We start from the raw sequence: 22,431 nt of genomic DNA on the forward strand, positions 1-22,431 counted from the left end.
CCCGCTGGCAGGGATTCTGAAGGGAGACGGCGCCCAGGGGCCGGGGCTCACCACTGTGCTGCAGGGCGAGAAGCAACCCCACTGGTGGGTCCTGGGCCAGCCCAGGGCAGCACAAACCGCAGCTTTGACGACAACGGCTGACGGGCCCGAAGGCCTCACTACCCTGAGAATCCGCACGGACATCGCCCATGACGACACTCCAGGCCCTGGGGCTCAGCTGTTACGTGCTGGCGTCGCTGTCCATGCCCGTGATCGCGCCGGCCTCGGCGGCGGAGTGGCGCAACAGCGACTGCCGCTTCGACAGGGACGACGGCGGCAATGCCGTGAAGGTGTGCCGGGACCAGGAGTCGATCGGCATCTTCTGGGATGACGGCTCCTACGTGAATGGATGGTGTGACAGCCGCGACTACGACATCGAATTCGAGGGACTCAGCAAATCCGATGCTCTGTCCTGGGTGAAGGACTACTGCGGCTGAGGTCGCGACCCGGCGAGGCGTCAGGCCACCAGCTCCAGCAGGCCCATCAGCCCGGCGGCCAGGGCTCGGTGGCCGACCCCGGCGCGCCACCAGAGAACCGCCCGGGGATCAGCGGGATCCTCACTGGACTTGAGAAAGCTGACGTTATATTTCGGGCTCCGCAAGGATCAGCTCCCGGACGGATCATTCGACAGACCGGGGGAGGGCTCCTCGCAGGGGGCGGCTCAGGACCGGCTCCCCGACAACTCCCCCACCCGCCCACGCTGGTGACCGACGATGACCCAACCCAGCCTGGAGCTCGAGGTTCTGATCATCGGCTTCGGGTTCAGCTCGGTGCCGCTGATCCGTGAGCTGGAGCGCACCGGTACCGACTTCCGGGTGGTCTCCGCTGGAGAACTGAGCGTCTGGGATCGGCTCGAAGAGCGCGGCCGCCTGGATTTCGATCTGGTCTCGAGCTATCTGACCAGTTTCTACTCCTTCGATCTGGTTCAGGACTTCGAGACCGACTTCTACCCGACCGCCCAGCAGTTCTTCGCCATGCACAAGCGCTGGCGAGAGCAGCATCGCCGCCATCTCATCCGGGATGAGGTGCTCCGGATCGACAACTTCGAGACCCACAGCCTGGTGCACACCGCCTCAGGGCAGTTGCTGCGGGCCCGGAACGTGGTGGTGGCCACGGGCTATCAGCGCAAGGTGCTCTCGCATCTGCTCGACACCGACTACAGCGTGACCGGCCAGACGATCCTGTTCGACATGATCGGAGATTCGGTGAACCTGATGATCTCGAAACTGATCGCAGGCGGTAACCGGATCATCATCCGCTGCGGCGGCTTCAATCCCAGGGACAAGGTGGTGCCGATCGGGGACAGGGCCTTCACCCTCGATCAGCTCGAGTATCACAACCTCAGGTATGTGTCCCACGAGCTCTACTCGAGCTTCTACGAGGCCTCCTTCACCCCCGACAATCCGGCCCTGCTGGGCAGCCAGTTTCCAGCCATCGTTCGTGACAACCGCAAGGCCGGAGCGGCCGCCAGCCCCCACAGCGGCTCGGTGGCGATCAAGTACTGGCCGGTGGACGCCTACAGCGCCAGCTTCGGCCACCGGCTCGAGGAGGCGATCGAGGAGGGCTACCTGCTCAACGACATCGCCCTGTGGATCCACACCGGCCGCGTGGTGGTGGTGCCCCGTGAGACTCCGGTGGACCTGGAGGCCCGGGTCGTGCATCACGACGGCCTGGAGATTCCCTTCGATCACCGCTTCAGCGGGGATGCGGAGCAGCCGAGGCTGCCGCCGATCCTGATCGACGGCACCACCCCCTACACGTACCGCTACCGCGACAACTTCATGGGGGTGCTGCCCAAGGACCTGCAGCGCATCCAAGGACCTGCAGCGCATCCACTGTCTCGGGCTCACCCGGCCCTACACCGGCGGCCTGGCCAACATCGCCGAGATGCAGAGCCTGCTGGTGCACAAGCTGATCGTCAACGAGGCGTTCCGGCAGCGCATCACCGGCAATCTGGAGGAGCGGATCGCCGCCTACAACCGCCATTACTACGGTGAGGCCCCTCCCACGGGCCACGACCACCTCGTCTATTACGGCTTTTACACCGACGACGTGGCCCGGCTGGTGGGCATCGATCACCGGCCGGAAGACTGCCGCACGCTGGCGGACCTGCTCTTCTATTACGCCTTCCCCAACAACGCCCTCAAGTACCGCCTGAAGGGGGAGTACGCGGTGGAGGGGGTGGCGCAGCTGATCGATCGGATCCATACCAATTTCGACCACTTCGTGCTCCCCTACGCCTTCGTGATCCGCGCCGGTCTGCGCGAGCCCGAGCAGCGCAGGGCCTGGATCAATTCCCCCTGGCGGGTGTTCTTCAACGACATGCGCCACAAGGACAGGTATCTGCCCTTCCTCGACACCTACCTGGCGGCCTACCGGCGAGTGCACGGGCTGGAGGAGCCCGCACCGGCCGGCGCGGACCCGAAGGACCTGGCCTGGCAGACCCTGGTGGAGCGCACGAGCCGGATCCGGGACACGGTGGCGGCCCGGATCGAGACGCCGGAGGCGTTCACCTACGGCGAGGAGCTGAACCAGGAGATCGGCGATCTGCTGGGCCGGATGCGGCGCGAGGCCACGGGAGAGGCGGGCCCGCTCGACGGACTCGATCCGGCCCGCCGCGAGCTGCTCGAAGCCATGTTCGCCCCGCCCGAGCACGACCTGGCCTTCCTCTCCCCCTGAGGCGGGGCCCAGGCCCGGGGGACCGCTCAGGCCAGCAGCTGCAGCAGGCCCATCTGGCCGCCGGCCAGGCTGCGGTGGCGGGCGGTTCTGAAGCCGGCGGCGCGGGCCAGCTCCACCTGGGCGGCGGCGCTGGGAAAGCGCTGCAGGCTCGCCTCCAGGTAGGCGTACTGCTCGGGCAGATCGAACAGCCGGGCGGTGGGCACCACGATCCGGCGCAGGTAGAGGCGCTGGAAAGCCGCCGCCGCGGCCCCGGCCGGGCTGCCGGGATCCGGACGGTTGAAATCCAGCACCGCCGCCCGTCCGCCCGGGCGCAGCAACCGACGCAGCTCGCTGAGGGCCGCGGCCGGATCGGCCAGGTTGCGCAGGCCGTAGGCCATCACCGCCCCATCGAAGGACTCGGAGGGCAGCCCGGTGGCGAGGGCATCCCCCTGACGCCACTGCAGCGGCAGCCAGGGCTGGCGCGCCGCCCGGGCGGCCGCCACCTGCAGGGGAGCGGCGGCGGCATCGAGACCGAGCACCTGCCCGCCGGGGCGCACCTTGCCGGCCAGCACCAGGGCCAGATCGCCGGTGCCGCAGCAGAGATCGATCAGGTGCTGGCCGGGCCCCGGGCGCAGCCAGAGAACCGCCTGGCGCTTCCAGAGGCGATGCAGCCCGAGGGAGAGCCAGTCGTTGAGCTGGTCGTAGCGGGGGGCGATGGCCTCGAAGAGCTCGCGCACCGCCTGGGGATCACCGGGCTTCAACGGCGGGAGAAGAGCGGGGGACGCTCAGGACGATCGCAGGTCGGGGCAGCGACTGGGCTCCAGCAGGCAATCGAGTGGGGCATCCCAGGGCAGGTTGACCGCATCGAGGCTGATCCCGGGCTCCTCAGTGGGCTGGGGAAAGCCGATGGCGCGGATCGCCAGCCGGTTGGGGCCGGTGAGGGTGAGCACCATCACGGTGGCGAGTCCCACGGCGGCGGAGCAGACCATGCAGCCGGCGAGCATCAGCGAGAAGTCGCGGCGGTCGTTGGCCGATTGCATCAGTTGCAGTGCCCACGCCACCAAGGCCACCACGAGCGCCACCATCAGCAGGCCGATGGCGGTGGAGATAGGCGGCTGCAGGGCCGGCACGGCGAGGGAATGCGGTGGAGAGCCTACGTAAAGGCGTGCAAATCAATGTAACGACAGCTTGCGGCCCGCCGTGGGGCCCTGGCCCGCAGCGGCCAGGGCCAGCGACTCCGCCTCCAGCGGCCGCAGCTCCAGCCCCCGCCCCAGCAGATCCGTCTTGATCTCCTGCACCGTGAGCACACCGTCGTGGAGCAGGGAGGCCAGCAGCGCCGCCGCCGCCCTGCCCTCAAGGAGGGCGGCGGCGATGTGATCGATGCTGCCGGCGCCGCCGGAGGCGATCACCGGCACCTCCACCGCCTCGGCCACGGCGCGGGTGAGCTCCAGGTCGTAGCCGGCCTGGGTGCCGTCGCCATCCATGGACGTGAGCAGGATCTCCCCGGAGCCGAGGGCCACCGCCCGCCGCGCCCAGGCCACGGCATCCAGGCCGGTGTTCTGGCGCCCTCCCTTGACGTAGACATCCCAGCCGGAGCCATCGGTGCGGCGGCGGGCATCGATCGCCACGACGATGCACTGGCAGCCGAAGCGACGGGCGCCCTCGCCGATCAGCTCCGGCCGCGCCACCGCCGAGGAGTTGAGGCTCACCTTGTCGGCCCCGGCGCGCAGCAGCTCGGTGATGCCCTCCACGGCACTGATGCCGCCGCCCACGGTGAAGGGGATGGTGACGGCCTCGGCGGTGCGGCGCACCAGATCCACCAGGGTGCGGCGGCCCTGGTGGCTGGCGGCGATGTCGAGGAAGACCAGCTCATCGGCGCCGGCGGCGTCGTAGCGGCAGGCGAGCTCCACGGGATCACCGGCATCGCGCAGGCCGACGAAATTGACGCCCTTGACCACCCGGCCGTCGGCCACGTCGAGGCAGGGAATGATGCGCCGGGCCACCATGGTCTCGCTGTTAAGGTTGCGCCACCCGATCCAGTCGCGCCGGTCATGTCCCAGGCTGCCACCTCAGGCCCCTCGAGTGCCGTGAAGATCGGTTCGAAGGTGCGGATCACGCGGGTGCGTGATCAGATCCCCGCCGAGCTGGTCGAAACCCTGCAGAGCGATGCCACCGGCACCGTCCGCGACTTCAAGATGACCGACGGCAGCGGCATCGGCGTGGTGGTGGAGCTGTCCAACGGCAGCACCGGCTGGTTCTTCGACGACGAAATCGCCGCGGTCTGACTTGAGCGACGCTCCAGAACCCAGCACCAACGGCGGCGGCGCCCGCCAGCTGCTCGGCATGAAGGGTGCCAGCGGCACCAGTTCCCTCTGGAAGCTGCGGCTGCAGCTGATGAAGCCCGTCACCTGGATCCCCCTGATCTGGGGTGTGATCTGCGGCGCGGCGGCTTCGGGCAACTTCCACTGGACACTGCCCGAGGTGAGCGCGTCACTGGCCTGCATGATGATGAGCGGCCCGCTGCTGGCCGGCTACACCCAGACGATCAACGACTACTACGACCGCGAGATCGACGCGATCAACGAGCCCTACCGGCCGATTCCCTCGGGCGCCATCAGCCTGCCCCAGGTGAAGCTTCAGATCTGGGTGCTGCTGATCGCGGGCCTGGCCGTGGCCTGGGGCCTGGATCTCTGGGCCGGCCATCGCACGCCGGTGCTGCTGCTCCTGGCCCTGGGGGGCTCCTTCGTGAGCTTCATCTACTCGGCGCCGCCGCTGAAGCTGAAGCAGAACGGCTGGCTGGGCAACTACGCCCTCGGCGCCAGCTACATCGCCCTGCCCTGGTGGGCGGGTCAGGCCCTCTTCGGCCGGCTCACCTGGACCACGGCCCTGCTCACCCTCGCCTACAGCCTGGCCGGCCTGGGCATCGCGGTGGTGAACGATTTCAAGAGCGTGGAGGGCGACCGGGCCCTGGGGCTGCAGAGCCTGCCGGTGGTGTTCGGCATCCAGCGGGCCAGCTGGATCAGCGCCGGCATGATCGACCTGTTCCAGCTGGCGATGGTGGCGGTGCTGATCGCCATCGGCCAGAACTTCGCGGCGGTACTGCTGGTGCTGCTGATCGTTCCCCAGATCACCTTCCAGGACATCTGGCTGCTGCGGGATCCGGTGGCCTTCGATGTGAAATATCAGGCGAGCGCCCAGCCCTTCCTGGTGCTGGGGATGCTGGTCACGGCTCTGGCGATCGGTCACAGCAACCTGACCGTGGTGATGTGAGGGAGCTGTGAGCAACCGCCGGCTGCGCTTGCTTCTGGTCGCGGCCTTCGCCGTGGCCGCGGGAGGCGCCACGGCTCTGGGGGTGTACACCCTGGTGAGGGGGGTGGACAGCCTGCTGCCCGACGCGCGCCGGATCAGCACCTTCAACCGACCGGGCACGGTGACGATCCTCTCGGCCGATGGGGAGGTGCTGCAGAAGCTGGGTCCGGCCACGCGCGACAAGGTGCCCAGCGGCCAGATGCCGGAGCTGGTGAAGGAGGCCTTCATCGCCGCCGAGGACCGCCGCTTCTACCAGCACGGCGGTGTCGACCCCACCGGCATCATGCGGGCGATGGTGCGCAACCTGAGCCGGGGCTCGGTGGAGGAGGGGGCGAGCACGATCACCCAGCAGCTGGCGCGAACGGTGTTCCTCAGCCAGGACCGCACCCTGATCCGCAAGCTGAAGGAAGCCGCCCTGGCCGGAAAGCTGGAGAGGCAGCTGAGCAAGCAGCAGATCCTCGAGCAGTACCTCAACTACGTGTATCTGGGCTCCAGCGCCTACGGCGTGGCCGATGCGGCCTGGATCTACTTCTCCAAGACCCCCGACCAGCTGACCCTGCCGGAGGCGGCGCTGATCGCGGGGCTGCCGCCGGCGCCCTCGGTGTATTCACCGCTGGTGAACCCTGAGCTGGCTCTGCAGCGCCGCGGCGTGGTGCTGGAGCGGATGGCCCAGGCCGGCTTCATCGACTCCGGGGAGCTGGCGGAGGCCAGGGCCACGCCGCTGGAGCTGAAGCCCGCCCTGCCGAAGTACTGGAACAGCCGCGCCCCGTTCTTCACCGGCTGGGTGGCCCAGGAGCTGCCCAAGGTGCTGAGCGCCGAGCAGCTGGAAGTGGGGGGTCTGACGATCCGCAGCAGCCTCAACCTGGCCTGGCAGGAGGAGGCCCAGAAGGTCATCGATGCCAGCGCCTACGGCGGCATGGAGGGGGCCCTGGTGACCGTGGAGCCCGGCACCGGCCTGGTGCGGGCGATGGTGGGCGGCAAGGACTTCAACAAGAGCCAGTTCAACCGCGCCACCCAGGCCCTGCGCTCACCCGGCTCCACCTTCAAGCTGTTTGTCTATCTGTCCGCCCTGAAGGCCGGCATGAAGCCGGAGGACACGGTGGTGGACGCCAAGCGCTGCTTCGCGGGGTACTGCCCCAAGAACTTCGGCGACCGCTACCTGGGACGGGTGTCGCTGGCCACGGCGCTGCAGAACTCGCTCAACACCGTGGCGGTGAGCCTGCTCCAGCAGGTGGGCTTCGACAAGGTGATCGCCACGGCCCAGAGCCTGGGCATCACGCGGGAGCTGGGGCGCTTCTACCCGATGGCCCTCGGCGCCTACGAGCAGACCGTGCTGGACATGACCACGGCCTACGCGGCGGTGATCAACCGGGGTGTGTTCGTGCCGGCGACACCGTTCGAGGAGATCAGCGGTCCCAACGGTGAGCTGCTCTGGAGCCGCCGGGTGGATGGCGACAAGGGTCGGCGGGCGGTGGACAGCACTTTCGCCGACGCCATGGTGTGGATGCTGCAGCGGGTGGTGACCGGCGGCACCGGCGGCGCCGCCTCCCTGCCCGGCCGCCCCGTGGCGGGCAAGACGGGCACCTCGGAGGGGGCCCGCGACCTCTGGTTCATCGGCGGCATCCCCCAGCTCACCACCGGCATCTGGCTGGGCTACGACAACAACCGCAAGACCGGCAGTGACAGCGGTTCGGCCGCCGCGGCCTGGGGCCGCTACATGGCGGTGGTGGTGAAGGACCTGCCGGTGCGGCAGTTCCCGCCCAAGCCGGTGCTGACCGGCACGTTCAAACCCACCAAACAGGCCAAGTCCACCTTCCAGCCGGGGCGGCCCAGCAACCTGCCCACCCCCGGCGAAGAGCGCGACCGGCAGGAGCCGTCCGCGGCGCCACCGCCGAGCGAGCCCGGCCGCGACCTGCCTCCCCTGCCCGAACTGCCGGAAGCACCGACCCCGAGCCAGCCGTCCAGGGGCTCCGGCCGCGACTCGGCTCCCGGCCCCGAGCCCACACCGGCCCGCCAGGCACCACCCCCGGTGCCGCCGCCGGTGAACCCCTCCTTCCCGGTGGCCCCGCCACCGGTGGCCCCACCGCCCGTGGCGCCACCACCGGTGCCGCCGCCGCCCGTTCCCTGACCCCGCGCCGCGCTCCCCCGGCTCAGCCCGGGGATTGCAGCACCGCCGCATAGAACCCGTCGCCAGCCTGGGGCGCCGGCCAGTGCTGCTGCTGGGAGAGCAGCCGCCAGCCGGCATGCTCCGCCAGGAAGCCAGCGATCAGGGCACTGTTCTCGCCGGGGTGCACGGTGCAGGTGGCGTACACCAGCCGGCCGGCGGGAGCCAGCAGCGGCAGCATCGCCTCCAGCAGGCTGCGCTGCAGGGCCACCAGCTCGCTGATGCCGGCCGGCGTCATGCGCCAGCGGGCATCGGGGTGGCGGGCCAGGGTGCCCAGGCCCGAGCAGGGGGCATCGAGCAGGATGCGATCGAAGGGCAGGCCGCCGATGGCTCCGGGAACGGCGGCATCGGCGGTGAGCGGCTCGATCGCGCTCAGGCCCAGACGGCGGGCGTTGTCGCGCAGGCGGCGCAGGCGGCCTTCGGAGCGGTCGACCGCCACCACGGTGCCGGCATCACCGATCAGCTCCGCCAGGTGGGTGCTCTTGCCGCCGGGGGCGGCGCAGGCATCGAGCAGCCGCTCCCCGGGCTGGGGATCGAGCAGGGGGGCGATCGTCTGGGCCGTGCGGTCCTGGACACTCCAGTGACCGTCGGCGTAGCCGGGCAGGGAGCGCAGATCACCGCTGCGGCCCCCGAGGCTGAGACCCCAGGGCAGGCCGGGCAGGGGTTCGGCGCTGACGCCGGCGGCGGCGAGGGCCTCGATCACCTGCTCGCGGCTGACGCGCAGGTGGTTCACGCGCAGATCCAGGGCGGGGGGCTGGTTGGCCGCCAGGGCGAAGGCCTCGGCCCCTTCCGGCGGCAGCCACTCCAGCAGCCCGGCGGCCAGCCAGGGGGGCAGGGAGCCGCGCAGGGCCAGGGAGGCGGCGGGATCAGCGGGAACAGGGAGGGGCTCCCAGGGGGCGGCGCCGGCGGCCAGGGGCTGCCGCCGGCGCAGGCAGGCCCGCAGCAGGCCGTTCACCACCGGCGCCAGCCGGGCCAGGCCATCACGCTTGGCGATCTCGACGGTGGTGCTCACCGCCGCCGAGGCCGGCACCCGGGCCGTGAACAGCAGCTGGTAGAGGCCGAGGTGCAGCAACCAGCGCAGCGGCGGCGGCTGACGCTCGGCGCTCACCTTGCCGAGGGCATCGATCCAGCCATCGAGCAGGGCCCGCTGGCGGATGGCGCCGCAGGCCAGCTCCGTGGCCAGGCCGCGATCGGCGGGCGCCAGGGGGGAACGGCGCAGCTCCCGTTCCAGGGCGAGGTCGGTGTAGGCGCCGGCCGCAACGGCCTGCAGCACGCGCCAGGCCACGCGCCGGGCCTCCAGCCCGATCGCGGCGGGGTCCGGGGACGGCGTGGCTGGGGCGGCTGAGGTGGCGCTCAAACGGCGGGGGGCGGCGGTCTCCAGAGATAGCGCCGCAGCGGCAGACGGCCCTGCTCATCCACCGGAATGCCCTCACCGATCAGCAGCTGCCGCTGCATCCAGTCGCTGCCTTCGCGGGAGGGGCTGAGGCTGATGCAGCCGCGGGCATTGACGATCCGGTGCCAGGGGACCTCCGAGGGCAGGGGCAGGCGACGCAGGGCCCAGCCCACCTGGCGGGCGCAGCCGTAGGCGCCGATCCACTCGGCGATCTGGCCGTAGGTGGCGAGCCGGCCGGCGGGAACAAGCATCACGGCCTCCCACACCCGCTGATCGAAGCCCGGAGTGCCATCAACCATGACAAGGGCTGACCGGAGGGAGCGGCGGGAAGATCCTGTCATCAGCCCTGGCGGACGGCCGATCGGAGCGGACCGATCACGGCCATAGAACGGAGTCACAACTCCCTTCGAGCCCCCTTCACGGGCCACCATGATGCACAGCAACAGCAGAATCAGCCGCAGCGCCTGGGGGCTGAAGCTGGGGGCCGCCGGCCTCGCCCTGACGCTCTCGGGCTGCGGCCTGGTGCGCGCCACCGCCGAGGCGCCGTCGGCGAGAGTCGCGGCCGCCACGCTGCCCGCACCGGCCGCCAGGGCGGAGGCGATCGAGCCCAGCTCCTGCGCCGCGGGCCGCCAGAGCGCCGAGGAGGTGTTCCGCTCGGCCCGGGACGGGGTGGCGGTGGTGTCAACGGGCAGCGGCCTGGGCAGCGCCTTCGTGGTGGCCCAGCAGAACGGCATGACCTATCTGGCCACCAATGCCCACGTGGTGGACGGCAGCGAGGTGGTGCGGCTGAAGTGGGTGGACGGCAGCAGCGACCGGGCCCGGGTGGTGGCGCGCGGATCGGGCGAGGCACCCACCAGCGACCTGGCGCTGCTGGCGGTGGAAGGCCAGCGCGGCAAGGTGCTGCGCATGCGCGATCAGTCGTCGGCGGTGGGCCAGGAGGTGTTCGTGATCGGTGCCCCGAAGGGCCTGGAGTTCAGCCTCAGCCGCGGTGTGGTGAGCAGCCTGCGCGGCAACGACCAGATCCTGCAGATCGATGCGGCGGTGAACCCGGGCAACTCCGGCGGGCCGGTGCTGGATGCGGGCAACTGCGTGGCCGGGATCGCCACCTTCAAGTTCGGCGACAGCGAGGGGCTGAACTTCGCGGTGTCGTCGCAGGTGGTGCGCGAGTTCCTGGCGCAGCTGCCGGCGAAGGGCCAATCAGAGACCGCCCGCGGGCCCGAGACCGCTCGTGGCCCTGAGACCGACAGCGACGACGACACGGTCTGCCTGTTCCGCGCCGCGGGCGGTGAGGAGGAGCAGATCCCCTGCCGCATCAACCGCGTGAGCGGCCGCAACGGCGGCACCCTCTACGACCTGGCCTGGGCCGATGGCTCCCGCAACGCCTATGCCTTCTTCCGCGACGGGCGCGTGGCGATCCGCGCCGAGGACGAGGGCGGCCGGGCTCGCAACGATGAGGGCACCTTCCGCCGCTTCGAGGGGGGTGTGGCGGTGCGCAGCAGCGGCGACAGCCTCGCCTTCATCCCCGGGCTGGATCCGGTGCTGAACTGAGCGCAGCCCGCACCGCGCCCATGCCCCTGCTGCCCCGCCGCTTCGAGCGGATCCGCGCCGTGCTCGACCGGCGCATGGCCGATCTCACGGTGGTGCTGGAGGCGGTGGACAAGCCTCACAACCTCTCGGCGATCCTGCGTAGCTGCGATGCGGTGGGGGTGCTGGAGGCCCATGTGGTGAGCCTCAAGGGCCGACCGCGCACCTTCAACAGCACCGCCCAGGGCAGCCAGAAGTGGGTGCCGCTGCGCCCCCACGAGCGGGTGGAGGAGGTGCTGGGCCAGCTGAAGCAGCGGGGCTTCCGGCTCTACGGCACCCAGCTGGGCACCGAGGCCGTGGACTACCGCCAGTGCGACTTCCGCGGCCCCACGGCCTTCCTGCTGGGGGCGGAGAAGTGGGGCCTGAGCGAAGCGGCGGCGGCGATGGTGGATCAGGCCCTGTTCATCCCCACCGGCGGCATGGTGCAGTCGCTGAATGTGTCGGTGGCGGCGGCGGTGCTGCTGTTCGAGGCGCTGCGGCAGCGGCAGGCGGCGGGTCTGGTGCCCGAGGCCGGTGAAGGGCTGCCGCCCGGGGCCCGCGACGGGCTGCTGTTCGAGTGGGCCTACCCGCAGGTGGCGGAGTGGTGCCGGCGCCAGGGGCGCCCCTATCCTGCGCTCACGGCCGAGGGGGAGATCAGCGAGGAGCTGCCCCGCAGCCTGAAGCTGCGCTGCTGAGGCCGGCGGCGGCGAACGTCTGGCGGCGGCTCAGAAGGGGATCAGCACGTCGTCGCGGCTGGCCAGCGGCACGGCCGCCTGGCCGTTGTAGGCCCGGGGCAGCCAGAGGGCGACGCCCACGCCAAGGATCTCCAGCGCCAGCGGCCGCGCCACCAGCAGCACCACCGCCAGCGCACCGAGGGCCAGCAGGCGCTCGAGCAGGCCGATGACGTCGTCGCCGTTGGCGCTGCCCAGCAGCCAGAGCAACACGGAGAACGCCAGCAGCAGGAGGGTGAGCCAGGGGGGCATCGAGGCAACGAAGACCACTCCCCTGTCTTACACGGCTGGAGGGTCCGGCGCAGCCGCTGAGTCCGAATACGGACAGGCCGAGCGAACCAACCCCAGGCCTAGGCCCCGCGCCCCCCATCGCCGCCACTCACCCAGGCCTCCAGCCCTTCCCCCAGGAATGAGAGCCCCAGCACCAGCACGAACATGGCCAGACCGGGGTAGAGGGCGGTCCACCAGATGCCGGTGGGCACGGCGGTGAGGGCCTGCTGGAGGTCGCCGCCCCACTCGGGGATGGTTTCCGGCAGGCCGAGGCCGAGGAAGCCGAGGCCCCCGAGCACCAGCACCGCATCGGCGGCGTTGAGGGTGAGCAGCACCGGCACCGAGGTGATCACGTTGCGGAAGAGATACCGGCGCAGGATCCAGAGCGGTCCGGCCCCGAGGGTGCGGGCGGCATCGATGTAGAGCTCGGCCTTCACCTGGGCGGTCTGGTTGCGCACCACCCGGAAGTACTGGGGGATGTACACCACGCAGAGGGCGGCGGCGGCATTGGGCAGGCCCCGGCCCAGCAGGAAGGCCAGCACCACCGAGAGCAGCAGCACCGGCAGGGTGTAGAGGGTGTCCATCAGCAGCACCAGCACCCGGTCGAACCAGCCGCCGAGGTAGCCGCTGAGCATCCCCAGGGGCACGCCGATCACCAGGGCCACCACCAGCGCCAGCAGCACCACCTGCAGCGCCACGCCGGCGCCGGAGAGGGTGCGCACGCAGACGTCGCGCCCGAGCCGGTCGGTGCCGCACCAGTGCTGCAGCGACGGGGTGGCGTAGATCGGATTCTCCAGGCCGCTGTTGGGGTCGGCCAGCAGGCCCAGGTGGATCAGCAGCGGCGTGAGCAGGGCGATCAGCCCGTAGACCAGCACGATCACGAGCCCCCAGCGGGCCATGCGACCGGAGAGGTCGGTGGGCCGCCAACGGCGCAGAAGCCCGGAGCTCGGCTGGGTGGTCATCGGCGGCGAGCCTCGGCGTGGCCAGTCTGGGGCAGCGGCTGCGGTCCTTAGGGTGAGCGCGGTGACGTCCCGCGAGAGCCGGCCCCTTGACGCGCTCCCCCCTCCAACCGGTGATCGCGGCGATCGGGGGTGTGCTGCTGGGCAAGGAGCGGGCGGTGAAGCTGGCGCTGGCCTGCCTGCTCGCCCGCGGCCATCTGCTGATCGAGGACCTGCCGGGGGTGGGCAAGAGCACGCTGGCGGAGGCGCTGGCCCGCAGCTTCGGTCTGGGCTTCAAGCGGGTGAGCTTCACCAGCGATCTGCTGCCGGCCGACCTCACCGGCATCAACGTGTTCGAGCCGGCCAGCGCCGGCTTCCGCTTCCACCCCGGCCCCCTGTTCAGCGAGGTGCTGCTGGCCGATGAGATCAACCGGGCCAGCCCCCGCACCCAGAGCGCCCTGCTGGAGGCGATGGCGGCAGGACGGGTGAGCGTGGACGGCACCAGCCACCCGCTGCCGGATCCGTTCCTGGTGATCGCCACCCAGAACGGTCTGGATCAGGGCGGCACGGCACCGCTGCCGGAATCGCAGCTCGACCGCTTCCTCATGCGCCTGAGCCTGGGGTTTCCGGAGCGGGCGGCGGAGCAGGCGCTGCTCACGGGAGCGGGCGGCCATCCCGACACGATCGCCACCGGCCTGGGACCGGCGGATCTGCTGGCCCTGCAGCGGCAGGCGGCCGGCCAGCACTGCAGCGAAGCCCTGATCGACTACGTGCTCGATCTGCTGGCCCGCAGCCGCGTCAGCGGGATGGGCGGGATGCCGCTGTCGCCGCGGGCGGGGCTGGGGCTGCTGGCGGCGGCCCGGGCCTGGTCGCTGCTGGAGGGCCGCGACCACGTGCTCCCCGACGACGTGCAGGCGGTGCTGACGCCGGTGTGCGAGCACCGGCTGGACGGGGGCCAGCCCCGCAACGAGCCGGGCGAACTGAGCCGGGAGCTGCGGCGCGGGGTGGATGGACTTCGGTGAGCCGCTGCGGGGGGAGCGGGTGCGGCTGGGGCTGCGCACGCTCTACATCGTGCCGACGCGCTTCGGCTGGCTGTGGCTGGCGGGGGCGGGACTGCTGCAGGTGGTGGGCATCCAGCTGCAGCGCAACGGTCCGCTGCTGCTGAGTTTCCTGATGCTGGCGCTGCTGCTGCTGGCGCTGCACCTCACCCACTTCAACCTGATGGGGCTGGAGCTGCGCTGCGGCCAGCCGGCACCGGGCTTCGCCGACGACCTGCTGGCCTACCCGCTCCAGCTGCGCTGCCGGGGCCGCTGTGAGGGGCTGGAGCTGCGCTTCGGGGAGGGGCCGATCAGCCGGCCCGGGGCCCTGACGGCGGGGGAACACGGGCTGAGCGTGCCATGGCGGGCCAGCCGGCGGGGGCGGCAGCAGCCGGGCCGGCTGGGGATCCGCACCACGGCGCCCCTGGGGCTGTTCGTCTGCTGGACCCGCTGGGATCCACCGGTGGCGCAGCTGGTGTGGCCGGCACGGGTGGCGGGCCCGGTGGCCGAGGTAGGGCGGCAGACGCCGGGGGCCGAGGCCACGGCGGTGGCCGCCGCCACGGGCAGCGCCGACTGGCACGACGTGCGGCCCCACCGGCCCGAGGACAGCCAGGGGCGGCTGGCCTGGAAGCTGCTGGCGGCCGGACGGGGCCGGCACACCAAGACCTTCCGCTCCGACGCAGAACCGGCCCCGTTGCTGACGGTGGCGGCGACGCTGCCGCTGGAGCAGGCGCTGGAACACCTGAGCGAGCGGATCTGGCGCTGCCAGCGCGAAGGCCAGGCCTGGGGGCTGGTGGCCGGCGGGCTAGTGCTGGCGGAAGGCCGGGGGATGGGGCACCGCGACCGCTGCCTGGAGGCGCTGGCCCTGTGGCGCTGAGGGGCGCCCGCCACTGGCGCCAGTGGCGCAGCTGGCAGGGTCTGGCGCTGGCGCTGCTGGCGGCGGGCCTGCCGGGACTGGAGGGGGGCAGCCTGGCCTGGATGACGGCGGCGATGCTGGGCCTGGCGGCCCTGAAGCTGCTGGAGGCCAGGAGCCTGGGCGAGCGGAGGCTGGTGGCGCTGCTGCAGCTGATCGTGGCTGGGCTGCTGGCGGCGCAGCGGCCGGAGCTGGGGCCGACGCTGCTGCAGGGGGCCGCCACGATCGCGGCGCTGGCGGGGCTGCTGGCGCTGGAGCTGGATGCGGGGCTGAACGCCCGGGCCCTGCTCAGCCGCAGCCTGCAGGTGGCCCTGGCGGCGCTGCCGATGGCACTGCTGCTGCTGGTGCTGGCGCCGCGGCTGGATCCGCTCGTTCCGCTGCCGGCGCCGGATGACCGGGTGGCCCAGACGGGTCTGAGCGCCGACCTGGATCCGGGCGGGATCGCGCGGCTGGCCACGAACGACGCGCCGGCGGCACGGCTGGCCTTCGCGGCGGGGGGTCCGCCGCCGCCGGCGGAGCGCTACTGGCGGGTGCTGGTGCACGAGCGCTTCGATGGCCGCAGCTGGCAACGGGGCGAGCGGCGGCTGGAGGGTGACACGATCCCGCTGCCGCCGGCCGCGGGGCCGGCCACGCAGCTGTGGCTGATGGAGCCGAGCCGGTTCACGGCGGTGCCGTGGGACGGAACCTCGCGGGCGCCGGCTGGCGGTGACGGGGCCCTGCGGCTGCACCGGAGCGGCGAGCTGCTGTTGCGGCAGGCGGCGGCCGAGCGGCGCACCTACCGCCTGGCGGGGAAGGAGATGACCGGCAGCTGGCGACAGCTGCCGCCCGCTCCGGTGGATCTGGCCTTCCCCGCGGGCCGGCAGCCGCGGCTGGAGACCCTGGGCCAGAGCTGGGCGGCGCTGCCGAGCGCCGAGGCGCGGCTGGCGGCGGCGGAGCGCTGGTTCCGCGGCCAGCCCTTCCGCTACACCCTCAACCCCGGAGCCCTGCCCGAAACCGCCGGCCTGGATGCGTTCCTGTTCGAGCGGCGGGAGGGCTTCTGCGGGCACTACGCCAGCGCCTACACGGCCCTGATGCGAGCGGCGGGGGTGCCGGCGCGGGCGGTGAGCGGCTACCTGGGCGGCACCTGGGTGGAGCCGCTGAGCGGCAGCCCGTTCCTCGATGTGCGCCAGAGCAACGCCCATGCCTGGAGCGAGGTGTGGCTGCCAGGGGAAGGCTGGCGGCGGGTGGATCCCACCACCTGGGCGGGGGGCGGCGGCGGTGCCGTGACGGCGGCCGCGGCGGCCCGCACCAGCTGGTGGACCTGGGGGCAGCGGCAGTGGTGGGGGCTGGATGTGGCCTGGAGCCGCTGGTGGCTGGGCTTCGATCGCGCCGAGCAGGAGACCTTGCTGCAGCGGCTGCTGGGCGAGCGGCGCGAGTGGCTGGGGCTGCTGCTGCTGCTGGCGGTGGGGCTGGCCCTGGCCGGCGGTCTGGCCCTGCTGGCGGCGCTGCAGCGGCATGGCGGCGACCCGGTGCGGCGACGACTGGAGTGGGCGCTGATGCCCCTGCGACGCGGCGGCCTGGAGCCGGAGGCGGGCGAAAGCCTGGAGCACTTCTGCCGGCGGGCCGGGGCAGAGCGCCCGGAGCTGGCGGCGGGACTGGCGGAGCTGGCGGCGAGCTACCAGAGCCTGCGCTTCGCACCGCCGGAGGCTGGGGGAAGCAACAGCCGGGCGCGGCTCGCACGGGCGGCGCGACGCCTTCGGCGCAGAACCACTCTCACCGTTCAGCCATGGAAGCAGATGGGCGCTGGCAGCAGCGGTTCTCGAACTATTGCAGGGCCCTGGAGCAGCTGGAAGGGTTTTTCGAACCGCCAGCCCTGAACGAACGTGAGGAGCAGGGCCTGATCAAGGCGTTCGAGACCACCCTCGAGCTGGGGTGGAACACCCTCCGTGATCTGCTGCGAAGTGAAGGCCTGGCCGATCAGCTGCGCACCACGCTCGAGAAGCGCCTGCCGTAACACAACCGGTGCCTGGGTTGCCCATGGAGGCGATCGATGATCTGCTGCTGCCCTGGCAGGTGGATCTTTCGCTGGAAGCCCACCTGAACGAGGATCTGCGCGCCCATGTGGAGCGGGTGGGACGGTGCCTGCTGAGCCGTGCGTCGAGACCAACCCCCTCGCCCCTGCCGCCAACGACATAGACGCCGAGGATCACGGATCCAGGGCGGCGGGTCCTGCCCGCTGATGGTCAGCCAGGCAGGAGCTGGATGGGGCACTCGGGGCCTGGGGCAGCAGCCAGACGACGATCGGCCGTGAGCAGTGGGCAGCCGAGGGCCTCGGCCAGCGACACATAGGTGGCGTCGCAGGCGCTGAGGTTGTGGCGCAACAGCCAGACCCTCGCCAGCAAGGGACGATGGCCACTGCGCCGGATGCCCATGGCCTGGAAGGCCGCAAGACAGTTCTCGACATCGCCCGCAGCCAGGGTGCCGGCCAGATTGAGGCGCCTGAGCACCGACACCACCTCCACATCCAGCAGATGGGGCGCGTGAATGACAGCCGTGGCCAGCACCCGCCGGGCCGGGCCCTCATGCACCAGCGCCGCCACCACGGCCGACGCATCAGCTACGATCACCGTTCCTGCCGCCCAGCCGCCAGGGCTTCGGTGATGGCCGAGGTGGGCACGGGCAGGTCGGGCAGAGCGTCGAGGAGGGAGGCGTTGTCGGCACGACGCGACGCCTCGATCAGCTCCCGCACGGCAAAGACACTTACCGGCAGGCCCGCCAGGGCGGCAAGGCGCTCCAGGCGCTGCACGGCGTCGTCGGGAACATTGCGAAGGTAAAGGGTTCGCATGGCGCCAATCGCTTGCTAGCCATAAGCAAGCCTAGAGCAAGCCGCTATCACGCTAGCAATCATCTGACCTGGCCACAAATAGCGTTGGGACATGGCTCCACCGGCCCCCGGCCTGGAGCGGCTCTGCCGTCGGCCGGGAATCAATAGGAAGAAGGGCCCCTTCCACCTCCGGTGCCGCGCGACCAACTGCTGTGTCAGATCGACGCGCTGAGGCAGGAGTGCCAGGCCGCGATCAAGGACTTTCGATCATCGCAAGATGTTCGGTACTGGCCTTGGGCACAAGATCCAAGCCGATGCGCTGATCAAAGCTCACGAATCGGCCGCCGTGCGTCACGGCAAGTGCCAGCAGATAACTGTCGGTGATCTGGCGGGGGCCCAGCAGTCGCTCCCAGCGGATCAGGCCGGGTTCCAACAGGCTGATCGTCTCGGGCCAGAATGCGTGGCTGGAATGGTTACACGCTTCCGCCAGGCGATCGGCCACCTGAGCGACAGGGCGATGATTGGGATAGGCAGGCTGCGACATGATCCGCACCACGCCGTTTTCAGTGATTGGGCAGGTGGCCCAGCCATGGCCGAGCTCTTGCTCCATCCAGCGTCGAGCGGCCCCGTGCATCACATGGCCACGGTCCAGAAGGGCGATGATCACGTTGATGTCAAGCAGGGCACGCATCAAGGAGTGCCAACATCAGAGGCCATCCTGATCACGCAGCTGGTCGATCTGATCGTTGGTGACCAGTTTCGGACTGGCCTCCTGGAATGGGCGGAACCCCGCCACCACAGTGGATCCAGCCTCCGCCTTCTCCATCCCGCCTGACAAGGCGGATCGCAAGAGCTGGGAGACGACCTTGCCGGCTGAGAGCCCTTGCCTCCGGGCCAACTCTTTGGCCGCGGCCAGCACGTCGTCCTCGATATCCAGCGTGGTGCGCATCAACGCACCATAGCATCAGCGCATCGATTGGCTCGTGTCCAGGTCAGGGGAGCACCTGAGCCGCAAGCCGCTGCAGGCGTTGATCCCCCGTGAGCAAGTCGGCGGCTTCCCGCCGTGCCAGGGCCAGGGCTTCCACCTGCAGATGGCGATCAGGCTCGATCTGGTCCACCAGATCGCGGGCATCGGTGAGCAGCAACTGCGGATCCAGCCCAGCCAGGCTGCCGGCGCGCTGAAGCCTCCTGAGGGCGTTGGCCACCTCGGTGAGCATCAGCTCCGGCGCCAGCACCAGGGGCGCTTCCTGCAGGCGCCGAGCCCAGGCGGCGCCCATCGGGTCATGGGTGATCACCCGCAGCACCGCTGAGGCATCCAGCACACAGGTGGCCGCCATCAGCGGACGCGATCGGCACGGATCAGATCTTCCGGCGCCTCGGGCCAGTGCAGGGCCGGGCGCTGCTGCCAGCGTTGTTCGATTCGCTCCAGGGCCTGCTGGCGGCGCTGCCGCGGGTCGCCACCGGCCAGCACCTCCAGATCCGCCAGGGCTTGCTGGCTGAGACTGCGCTTATGCAGGCGGGCTCGGCGCTGCAACAGGAGGTGCAAGGGCTCCGGCAGGTCGCGAATCTGCAGGGAGGGCATGGAGCCTGGCGCAGCGAATGATCAAAAACTACCTCTTGGTACATGCAGATTGCATGCACCATGAAGGCCTGTGCTGCCGCCACTCAGGCGCAATGGGGGGCCGATCAGGCTTCCATCAGCCGGCCCACCTCGGTCTCGGAAGCTGGGCTGAAGGCCGAGTCGAGGCCAGCGGGTTCGAGCTCTGAATGGGCGGCGGCCAGGGTTGGTTTCACACCAGGGGAGCACATCCCCCAGCAGCCGGCCGTTCTCGAACAGCAGCGCCGACACCTGCACGTTGGTGTCAAGAACAACGCGGATCACTCCTGGCGAGCCCAGGCCACGGCGTCTGCCACAGCTGATTCCGTGATCCCCAACTCCGCCAGGCGCCTCCGCACCATAGCGGCAGCCTCAGGGTGCACGGGTGTGAGCACGATGCGACCGTTCTCGCAGGCGACGTCGTAGTCGTCGGCAACACCGACAGCCTCCACCACAGCCTTGGGCAAGGTCAGCTGGTTCTTGCTGGTGCGCTTAGCCAGGACCAAGGCAGCAACCGGGCCATCCCCCGGAAACAAGGATTCCTTACTTAAGGCAGGGCTGGATCAGTCCGCCAGGCCCGAGCTGTGGATGTGGCTCCGCCACAGCTGACGTTGAATCATGGCTGGAGTGAGCGCGACGGCACCGTTGCCCTGGCAGGCAGCCAAGCCCCTGGATCTCTCGGTGGAGCTGGGTCCCGGGCTGGAGCCGGCCCGGTTGCAGGCCGGCCTGGAGAGGCTCTGCCGTGAGCCGGGAATCCGGGCGCTGGTGGCCTTCGGTTCGCGCGGGCGTGGTGAGGCGCGAGCGGATTCGGATCTGGATCTGGCCGTGATCTGTGCGGAAGCCAGCCTTACCCCGGAGCAGAAGCGTGTCTGCTGGCGGCGATGCCGGGACGCCCTCGGACTGCTGGGCCAGAATGTGGATCTGGTGGTGGTGGGCGCGGCGGATGCCGCTCATCTGGCGGGATCGCGCTGGCATGTGATGGGCGATGTGGCCCGCGAGGGGAAGGTGCTGTATGCCGCCGGCTGAAGACGCCGCACTGCTGCTGGCGATCGTGCAGCGCCATCTCAGGGCGCTGGAACTCAGCCTGGATCGTGCTGGCTGATGCCCGTCCGCCGCAGCGGCTTGATCTGACGGAACTCCCCGCCATGGCTGGCCTTTCACTGGATCCGGCGCTGCTGGACCTGCAGACCTTCGCGGTGGAAGCCCGTTACGCAGAAGGGCCCTTTCCACTGCCGGCGCCGCGGGAGTACCTTCTGCGTCAGATCGACGCCCTGAGACAGGAGTGCCAGGCCGCGATCAAGGCCGCCGAGTGAGCTCTGTGCTGGCCCTGGGCGGTCAAGATCCAGGCTGATGCACTGATCAAAGCTCACGAATCGGCGGCCGTGCGCAAGGGCCAGCGCCACCACAGTGGAGCCAGCCTCCGTCGTCTCCATCCAACCTGACAACGGCTGATCGCAAGAGCCGGGGGACAACCTTCCCGGCCGAGAGCCCTGGCCTTCGGGCAGAAGACACTCTTCGCGTCCTTATCCATAGCCCAACTGGGCTTCCATATCCATTAATCGCTCAAGGATGCCCAGCGGCGTCCCAGCAAGTGGTGTAACTCAGGAGGATCAGCCCCGGCGTAGCCGGGGCTGACGGCTCACCTCCCTCAGATTTCAGCTGTGGCAATGGGTGGGCCGGTCTGTGACCCTGTTCGGAGAACTACCACCAAACCGAACACAGACCATGACCCTCACCCATAGTGGCGCCTCCGAGCTGAGCCAGCTCATGGAGGGCACCACCGCTGGCGCCCTGATCCCAGAGATCGTGCGCCGGGGTTTCCAGGACCTGCTGGAAGCCGAGGTTTCTGCCCTCACGGGCGCTCAACTCCATGAGCGCTGCCCCGATCAGCGCTCCACCCATCGCAACGGCTACCGGGAGCGGCTGCTCACCACCCAGGTGGGCGACCTCAGCCTGGCCATTCCCAGGTTGCGGCAGGGCAGCTTCTTTCCCAGCTGGCTGGAGCCACGCCGCCGGGTGGACAAGGCGCTCTACGCCGTGGTGATGGAGGCCTACACCGGCGGGATCTCCACCCGCAAGGTCGACGCCCTGGTGGAGGCGCTGGGCGGGGCCAGCGGCATCTCCAAATCGGAGGTGAGCCGCATCTGCCAGGGGCTCGATGAGCAGGTGAAAGCCTTTCTGGGCCGGCCGCTTGACCATGCCCGCTTTCCCTACGTCTACCTCGACGCCACCTACCTCCACGGCCGCCTGGGCCGAAATATGCAGGTGGTGTCGCGGGCGGTGGTGGTGGCGATCGGCATCAATGCCCTCGGCTACCGCGAAGTTCTCGGCATTGCCGTGGGCGACAGCGAGGCGGAGGGCTTCTGGCGTCAGTTCCTGGGCTCACTCAAGGAGCGTGGCCTCGACGGCACCCGCCTGGTGATCTCGGATGCCCACCTGGGCCTGACGGCAGCGATCAAGCGGATGTTCCAGGGCAGTAGCTGGCAGAGGTGCCGGGTGCACTTCCTGCGCAACCTGCTGAGCCATGTGCCCAAGGCCGGCCAGGACATGGTGGCCGCTGCCATGAAAGCGGTGTTCGTGATCCAGGCTCCAGATCAGGTGCGCGCCCACTGGCAGCGGGTCACCGAGATGCTGCGCAAGCAGTTCCCCGGCGCCGTGCCCGTGATGGAAGCCGCCCGGGACGACGTGCTGGCCTTCCTGCACTTCCCCCAGGAGCACTGGCGCAAGGTCTGGAGCACCAACCCGCTCGAGCGCCTCAACAAGGAGATCAAACGCCGCACCAACGTGGTCGGCATCTTCCCCAATGATCCAGCGATCGTGCGCCTGGTGGGCAGCCAGCTGCTGGAGCAGCAGGAGGAATGGCAGCTGGAGCGTCGCCGCTTCTTCTCTGAGGCCACCATGGCCAAGATCCCAGAGCCAGAAGAGCCCTTGGAGCTCACCGATGCAGATCCGAACGCCCAGCCGGCTGCAACCATCAGCTGAAGCGCACCAGCTTCTACCTCGATCTACACAGAAC

Annotated in this window: 31 protein-coding genes; 16 read left to right on the plus strand and 15 right to left on the minus strand. The window is 70.3% G+C overall.

Going from position 1 to position 22,431, the window contains the following annotated elements:
• Window positions 1–188 precede the first annotated feature (188 nt).
• Window positions 189–476 (plus strand): hypothetical protein, encoded by a 288-nt coding sequence (locus I1E95_RS04700; RefSeq protein WP_197165892.1) that lies wholly within the window; start codon window positions 189–191, stop codon window positions 474–476.
• 20 nt (window positions 477–496) lie between these two features.
• Here the strand turns inward: I1E95_RS04700 and I1E95_RS04705 are convergent, their stop codons facing one another.
• Window positions 497–640, minus strand: a complete 144-nt coding sequence (locus I1E95_RS04705; protein WP_197165894.1) for a hypothetical protein — start codon at window positions 638–640, stop codon at window positions 497–499.
• 112 nt (window positions 641–752) lie between these two features.
• On the opposite strand from I1E95_RS04705, the gene I1E95_RS04710 reads away from it, so the two are divergent.
• Together I1E95_RS04710 and I1E95_RS04715 are read left to right on the plus strand one after the other, a co-directional pair.
• Window positions 753–2,036, plus strand: coding sequence for a hypothetical protein (locus I1E95_RS04710; RefSeq protein ID WP_197165895.1), 1,284 nt, complete (start codon window positions 753–755; stop codon window positions 2,034–2,036).
• Window positions 1,927–2,718, plus strand: a complete 792-nt coding sequence (locus tag I1E95_RS04715; RefSeq protein WP_197165897.1) for a hypothetical protein — start codon at window positions 1,927–1,929, stop codon at window positions 2,716–2,718. Before I1E95_RS04710 ends, I1E95_RS04715 begins: the two co-directional genes overlap by 110 nt.
• A gap of 26 nt (window positions 2,719–2,744) precedes the next feature.
• On the opposite strand, the gene ubiE is transcribed toward I1E95_RS04715, so the two are convergent.
• The 3 genes from ubiE to hisF are packed head-to-tail and all read right to left on the minus strand — an operon-like array spanning window position 2,745 to window position 4,703.
• On the minus strand, window positions 2,745–3,458 hold the full coding sequence (ubiE, locus tag I1E95_RS04720; protein ID WP_197165899.1) for a bifunctional demethylmenaquinone methyltransferase/2-methoxy-6-polyprenyl-1,4-benzoquinol methylase UbiE: 714 nt from the start codon (window positions 3,456–3,458) through the stop codon (window positions 2,745–2,747).
• Between the two features lie 24 nt (window positions 3,459–3,482).
• The gene (locus I1E95_RS04725) at window positions 3,483–3,827 is read right to left on the minus strand and encodes a hypothetical protein (RefSeq protein ID WP_231594871.1); all 345 of its coding nucleotides are present in this window, start codon (window positions 3,825–3,827) and stop codon (window positions 3,483–3,485) included.
• Window positions 3,828–3,869: 42 nt separating this feature from the next.
• Entirely contained in the window at window positions 3,870–4,703 is an 834-nt protein-coding gene (gene hisF / locus I1E95_RS04730; RefSeq protein WP_197165901.1) for an imidazole glycerol phosphate synthase subunit HisF, read from the minus strand.
• Window positions 4,704–4,748: 45 nt separating this feature from the next.
• Between hisF and I1E95_RS04735 the strand changes: the two genes are divergently transcribed.
• The 3 genes from I1E95_RS04735 to I1E95_RS04745 are packed head-to-tail and all read left to right on the plus strand — an operon-like array spanning window position 4,749 to window position 8,134.
• Window positions 4,749–4,982 (plus strand): DUF2862 domain-containing protein, encoded by a 234-nt coding sequence (locus I1E95_RS04735; RefSeq protein ID WP_197165903.1) that lies wholly within the window; start codon window positions 4,749–4,751, stop codon window positions 4,980–4,982.
• Between the two features lie 58 nt (window positions 4,983–5,040).
• Window positions 5,041–5,967, plus strand: coding sequence for a chlorophyll synthase ChlG (chlG, locus tag I1E95_RS04740; RefSeq protein WP_231594952.1), 927 nt, complete (start codon window positions 5,041–5,043; stop codon window positions 5,965–5,967).
• A gap of 7 nt (window positions 5,968–5,974) precedes the next feature.
• Window positions 5,975–8,134, plus strand: coding sequence for a transglycosylase domain-containing protein (locus I1E95_RS04745; protein ID WP_197165912.1), 2,160 nt, complete (start codon window positions 5,975–5,977; stop codon window positions 8,132–8,134).
• Between the two features lie 22 nt (window positions 8,135–8,156).
• Here I1E95_RS04745 and I1E95_RS04750 read toward each other — a convergent pair whose 3' ends face one another.
• Both I1E95_RS04750 and I1E95_RS04755 read right to left on the minus strand, forming a co-directional pair.
• Window positions 8,157–9,527, minus strand: coding sequence for a 16S rRNA (cytosine(967)-C(5))-methyltransferase (locus I1E95_RS04750; protein WP_197165914.1), 1,371 nt, complete (start codon window positions 9,525–9,527; stop codon window positions 8,157–8,159).
• Window positions 9,524–9,862, minus strand: a complete 339-nt coding sequence (locus I1E95_RS04755; RefSeq protein ID WP_197165916.1) for an MGMT family protein — start codon at window positions 9,860–9,862, stop codon at window positions 9,524–9,526. Before I1E95_RS04755 ends, I1E95_RS04750 begins: the two co-directional genes overlap by 4 nt.
• 130 nt (window positions 9,863–9,992) lie before the next feature.
• Here I1E95_RS04755 and I1E95_RS04760 point away from each other — a divergent pair, with 130 nt between their 5' ends.
• Together I1E95_RS04760 and trmH are read left to right on the plus strand one after the other, a co-directional pair.
• Window positions 9,993–11,111, plus strand: coding sequence for a S1C family serine protease (locus tag I1E95_RS04760; protein ID WP_231594872.1), 1,119 nt, complete (start codon window positions 9,993–9,995; stop codon window positions 11,109–11,111).
• A gap of 20 nt (window positions 11,112–11,131) precedes the next feature.
• Window positions 11,132–11,821 (plus strand): tRNA (guanosine(18)-2'-O)-methyltransferase TrmH, encoded by a 690-nt coding sequence (gene trmH / locus I1E95_RS04765; protein WP_197165919.1) that lies wholly within the window; start codon window positions 11,132–11,134, stop codon window positions 11,819–11,821.
• 30 nt (window positions 11,822–11,851) lie between these two features.
• On the opposite strand, the gene I1E95_RS04770 is transcribed toward trmH, so the two are convergent.
• Window positions 11,852–12,127 carry a hypothetical protein gene (locus I1E95_RS04770; protein ID WP_231594873.1) on the minus strand — a complete coding sequence of 92 codons (276 nt, stop codon included), beginning with the start codon at window positions 12,125–12,127 and terminating at the stop codon, window positions 11,852–11,854.
• A gap of 80 nt (window positions 12,128–12,207) precedes the next feature.
• Window positions 12,208–13,089: an ABC transporter permease gene (locus I1E95_RS04775; RefSeq protein ID WP_197165921.1), complete on the minus strand. Its 882-nt coding sequence runs from the start codon at window positions 13,087–13,089 to the stop codon at window positions 12,208–12,210.
• Window positions 13,090–13,175: 86 nt separating this feature from the next.
• Here I1E95_RS04775 and I1E95_RS04780 point away from each other — a divergent pair, with 86 nt between their 5' ends.
• Genes I1E95_RS04780 through I1E95_RS04800 form a run of 5 tightly spaced genes read left to right on the plus strand, consistent with a single transcriptional unit; the run spans window position 13,176 to window position 17,190 of the window.
• Window positions 13,176–14,087: a MoxR family ATPase gene (locus tag I1E95_RS04780; RefSeq protein WP_197165923.1), complete on the plus strand. Its 912-nt coding sequence runs from the start codon at window positions 13,176–13,178 to the stop codon at window positions 14,085–14,087.
• The gene (locus tag I1E95_RS04785) at window positions 14,074–14,979 is read left to right on the plus strand and encodes a hypothetical protein (protein WP_197165925.1); all 906 of its coding nucleotides are present in this window, start codon (window positions 14,074–14,076) and stop codon (window positions 14,977–14,979) included. Before I1E95_RS04780 ends, I1E95_RS04785 begins: the two co-directional genes overlap by 14 nt.
• Window positions 14,970–16,871, plus strand: a complete 1,902-nt coding sequence (locus I1E95_RS04790; RefSeq protein WP_197165927.1) for a transglutaminase domain-containing protein — start codon at window positions 14,970–14,972, stop codon at window positions 16,869–16,871. Before I1E95_RS04785 ends, I1E95_RS04790 begins: the two co-directional genes overlap by 10 nt.
• The gene (locus tag I1E95_RS04795; RefSeq protein WP_197165928.1) at window positions 16,781–17,008 is read left to right on the plus strand and encodes a nucleotidyltransferase substrate binding protein; all 228 of its coding nucleotides are present in this window, start codon (window positions 16,781–16,783) and stop codon (window positions 17,006–17,008) included. Before I1E95_RS04790 ends, I1E95_RS04795 begins: the two co-directional genes overlap by 91 nt.
• 23 nt (window positions 17,009–17,031) lie before the next feature.
• The gene (locus I1E95_RS04800) at window positions 17,032–17,190 is read left to right on the plus strand and encodes a hypothetical protein (protein WP_197165929.1); all 159 of its coding nucleotides are present in this window, start codon (window positions 17,032–17,034) and stop codon (window positions 17,188–17,190) included.
• A 47-nt stretch (window positions 17,191–17,237) separates the two neighbouring features.
• Here I1E95_RS04800 and I1E95_RS04805 read toward each other — a convergent pair whose 3' ends face one another.
• The 7 genes from I1E95_RS04805 to I1E95_RS04835 all read right to left on the minus strand — a co-directional run bounded on the left by I1E95_RS04805 (window position 17,238) and on the right by I1E95_RS04835 (window position 19,921).
• The gene (locus tag I1E95_RS04805; RefSeq protein ID WP_197165930.1) at window positions 17,238–17,621 is read right to left on the minus strand and encodes a type II toxin-antitoxin system VapC family toxin; all 384 of its coding nucleotides are present in this window, start codon (window positions 17,619–17,621) and stop codon (window positions 17,238–17,240) included.
• On the minus strand, window positions 17,618–17,839 hold the full coding sequence (locus I1E95_RS04810) for a hypothetical protein (RefSeq protein WP_197165931.1): 222 nt from the start codon (window positions 17,837–17,839) through the stop codon (window positions 17,618–17,620). The genes I1E95_RS04805 and I1E95_RS04810 overlap by 4 nt, the downstream gene beginning before the upstream one ends.
• A gap of 232 nt (window positions 17,840–18,071) precedes the next feature.
• Complete coding sequence (locus I1E95_RS04815) at window positions 18,072–18,509, minus strand: TA system VapC family ribonuclease toxin (protein WP_197165933.1); 438 nt, start codon at window positions 18,507–18,509, stop codon at window positions 18,072–18,074.
• Window positions 18,510–18,524: 15 nt separating this feature from the next.
• The gene (locus I1E95_RS04820) at window positions 18,525–18,767 is read right to left on the minus strand and encodes a ribbon-helix-helix domain-containing protein (protein ID WP_197165934.1); all 243 of its coding nucleotides are present in this window, start codon (window positions 18,765–18,767) and stop codon (window positions 18,525–18,527) included.
• Between the two features lie 43 nt (window positions 18,768–18,810).
• On the minus strand, window positions 18,811–19,155 hold the full coding sequence (locus I1E95_RS04825) for a type II toxin-antitoxin system VapC family toxin (protein ID WP_197165935.1): 345 nt from the start codon (window positions 19,153–19,155) through the stop codon (window positions 18,811–18,813).
• Complete coding sequence (locus tag I1E95_RS04830) at window positions 19,155–19,400, minus strand: hypothetical protein (RefSeq protein WP_197165936.1); 246 nt, start codon at window positions 19,398–19,400, stop codon at window positions 19,155–19,157. The genes I1E95_RS04825 and I1E95_RS04830 overlap by 1 nt, the downstream gene beginning before the upstream one ends.
• 296 nt (window positions 19,401–19,696) lie before the next feature.
• Window positions 19,697–19,921 carry an AbrB/MazE/SpoVT family DNA-binding domain-containing protein gene (locus tag I1E95_RS04835; protein ID WP_197165937.1) on the minus strand — a complete coding sequence of 75 codons (225 nt, stop codon included), beginning with the start codon at window positions 19,919–19,921 and terminating at the stop codon, window positions 19,697–19,699.
• Between the two features lie 112 nt (window positions 19,922–20,033).
• On the opposite strand from I1E95_RS04835, the gene I1E95_RS04840 reads away from it, so the two are divergent.
• The 3 genes from I1E95_RS04840 (at window position 20,034) to I1E95_RS04850 (ending at window position 22,397) form a co-directional block, all read left to right on the plus strand.
• Window positions 20,034–20,441 carry a nucleotidyltransferase family protein gene (locus tag I1E95_RS04840; RefSeq protein ID WP_197165938.1) on the plus strand — a complete coding sequence of 136 codons (408 nt, stop codon included), beginning with the start codon at window positions 20,034–20,036 and terminating at the stop codon, window positions 20,439–20,441.
• 119 nt (window positions 20,442–20,560) lie between these two features.
• Entirely contained in the window at window positions 20,561–20,728 is a 168-nt protein-coding gene (locus tag I1E95_RS16805) for a hypothetical protein (RefSeq protein WP_231594874.1), read from the plus strand.
• A gap of 412 nt (window positions 20,729–21,140) precedes the next feature.
• Window positions 21,141–22,397: an IS256 family transposase gene (locus tag I1E95_RS04850; RefSeq protein WP_197161565.1), complete on the plus strand. Its 1,257-nt coding sequence runs from the start codon at window positions 21,141–21,143 to the stop codon at window positions 22,395–22,397.
• Window positions 22,398–22,431: the final 34 nt, after the last annotated feature.

It is taken from the genome of Synechococcus sp. CBW1107 (assembly GCF_015841355.1).
In the GTDB taxonomy this organism is placed as follows: Bacteria; Cyanobacteriota; Cyanobacteriia; order PCC-6307; family Cyanobiaceae; genus Regnicoccus_A.

What these genes read in the sequence shown, in the direction of transcription:
- I1E95_RS04700 (WP_197165892.1), top strand. Translation starts at nt 189, where the DNA reads ATGACGACACTCCAGGCCCTGGGGCTCAGCTGTTACGTGCTGGCGTCG.
- I1E95_RS04710 (WP_197165895.1), top strand. Translation starts at nt 753, where the DNA reads ATGACCCAACCCAGCCTGGAGCTCGAGGTTCTGATCATCGGCTTCGGG.
- I1E95_RS04715 (WP_197165897.1), top strand. Translation starts at nt 1,927, where the DNA reads ATGCAGAGCCTGCTGGTGCACAAGCTGATCGTCAACGAGGCGTTCCGG.
- hisF (WP_197165901.1), bottom strand. Translation starts at nt 4,703, where the DNA reads ATGGTGGCCCGGCGCATCATTCCCTGCCTCGACGTGGCCGACGGCCGG.
- I1E95_RS04735 (WP_197165903.1), top strand. Translation starts at nt 4,749, where the DNA reads ATGTCCCAGGCTGCCACCTCAGGCCCCTCGAGTGCCGTGAAGATCGGT.
- chlG (WP_231594952.1), top strand. Translation starts at nt 5,041, where the DNA reads ATGAAGGGTGCCAGCGGCACCAGTTCCCTCTGGAAGCTGCGGCTGCAG.
- I1E95_RS04755 (WP_197165916.1), bottom strand. Translation starts at nt 9,862, where the DNA reads ATGGTTGATGGCACTCCGGGCTTCGATCAGCGGGTGTGGGAGGCCGTG.
- I1E95_RS04760 (WP_231594872.1), top strand. Translation starts at nt 9,993, where the DNA reads ATGATGCACAGCAACAGCAGAATCAGCCGCAGCGCCTGGGGGCTGAAG.
- trmH (WP_197165919.1), top strand. Translation starts at nt 11,132, where the DNA reads ATGCCCCTGCTGCCCCGCCGCTTCGAGCGGATCCGCGCCGTGCTCGAC.
- I1E95_RS04775 (WP_197165921.1), bottom strand. Translation starts at nt 13,089, where the DNA reads ATGACCACCCAGCCGAGCTCCGGGCTTCTGCGCCGTTGGCGGCCCACC.
- I1E95_RS04785 (WP_197165925.1), top strand. Translation starts at nt 14,074, where the DNA reads ATGGACTTCGGTGAGCCGCTGCGGGGGGAGCGGGTGCGGCTGGGGCTG.
- I1E95_RS04795 (WP_197165928.1), top strand. Translation starts at nt 16,781, where the DNA reads ATGGAAGCAGATGGGCGCTGGCAGCAGCGGTTCTCGAACTATTGCAGG.
- I1E95_RS04800 (WP_197165929.1), top strand. Translation starts at nt 17,032, where the DNA reads ATGGAGGCGATCGATGATCTGCTGCTGCCCTGGCAGGTGGATCTTTCG.
- I1E95_RS04810 (WP_197165931.1), bottom strand. Translation starts at nt 17,839, where the DNA reads ATGCGAACCCTTTACCTTCGCAATGTTCCCGACGACGCCGTGCAGCGC.
- I1E95_RS04815 (WP_197165933.1), bottom strand. Translation starts at nt 18,509, where the DNA reads ATGCGTGCCCTGCTTGACATCAACGTGATCATCGCCCTTCTGGACCGT.
- I1E95_RS04820 (WP_197165934.1), bottom strand. Translation starts at nt 18,767, where the DNA reads ATGCGCACCACGCTGGATATCGAGGACGACGTGCTGGCCGCGGCCAAA.
- I1E95_RS04825 (WP_197165935.1), bottom strand. Translation starts at nt 19,155, where the DNA reads ATGGCGGCCACCTGTGTGCTGGATGCCTCAGCGGTGCTGCGGGTGATC.
- I1E95_RS04830 (WP_197165936.1), bottom strand. Translation starts at nt 19,400, where the DNA reads ATGCCCTCCCTGCAGATTCGCGACCTGCCGGAGCCCTTGCACCTCCTG.
- I1E95_RS04840 (WP_197165938.1), top strand. Translation starts at nt 20,034, where the DNA reads ATGGCTGGAGTGAGCGCGACGGCACCGTTGCCCTGGCAGGCAGCCAAG.
- I1E95_RS16805 (WP_231594874.1), top strand. Translation starts at nt 20,561, where the DNA reads ATGGCTGGCCTTTCACTGGATCCGGCGCTGCTGGACCTGCAGACCTTC.
- I1E95_RS04850 (WP_197161565.1), top strand. Translation starts at nt 21,141, where the DNA reads ATGACCCTCACCCATAGTGGCGCCTCCGAGCTGAGCCAGCTCATGGAG.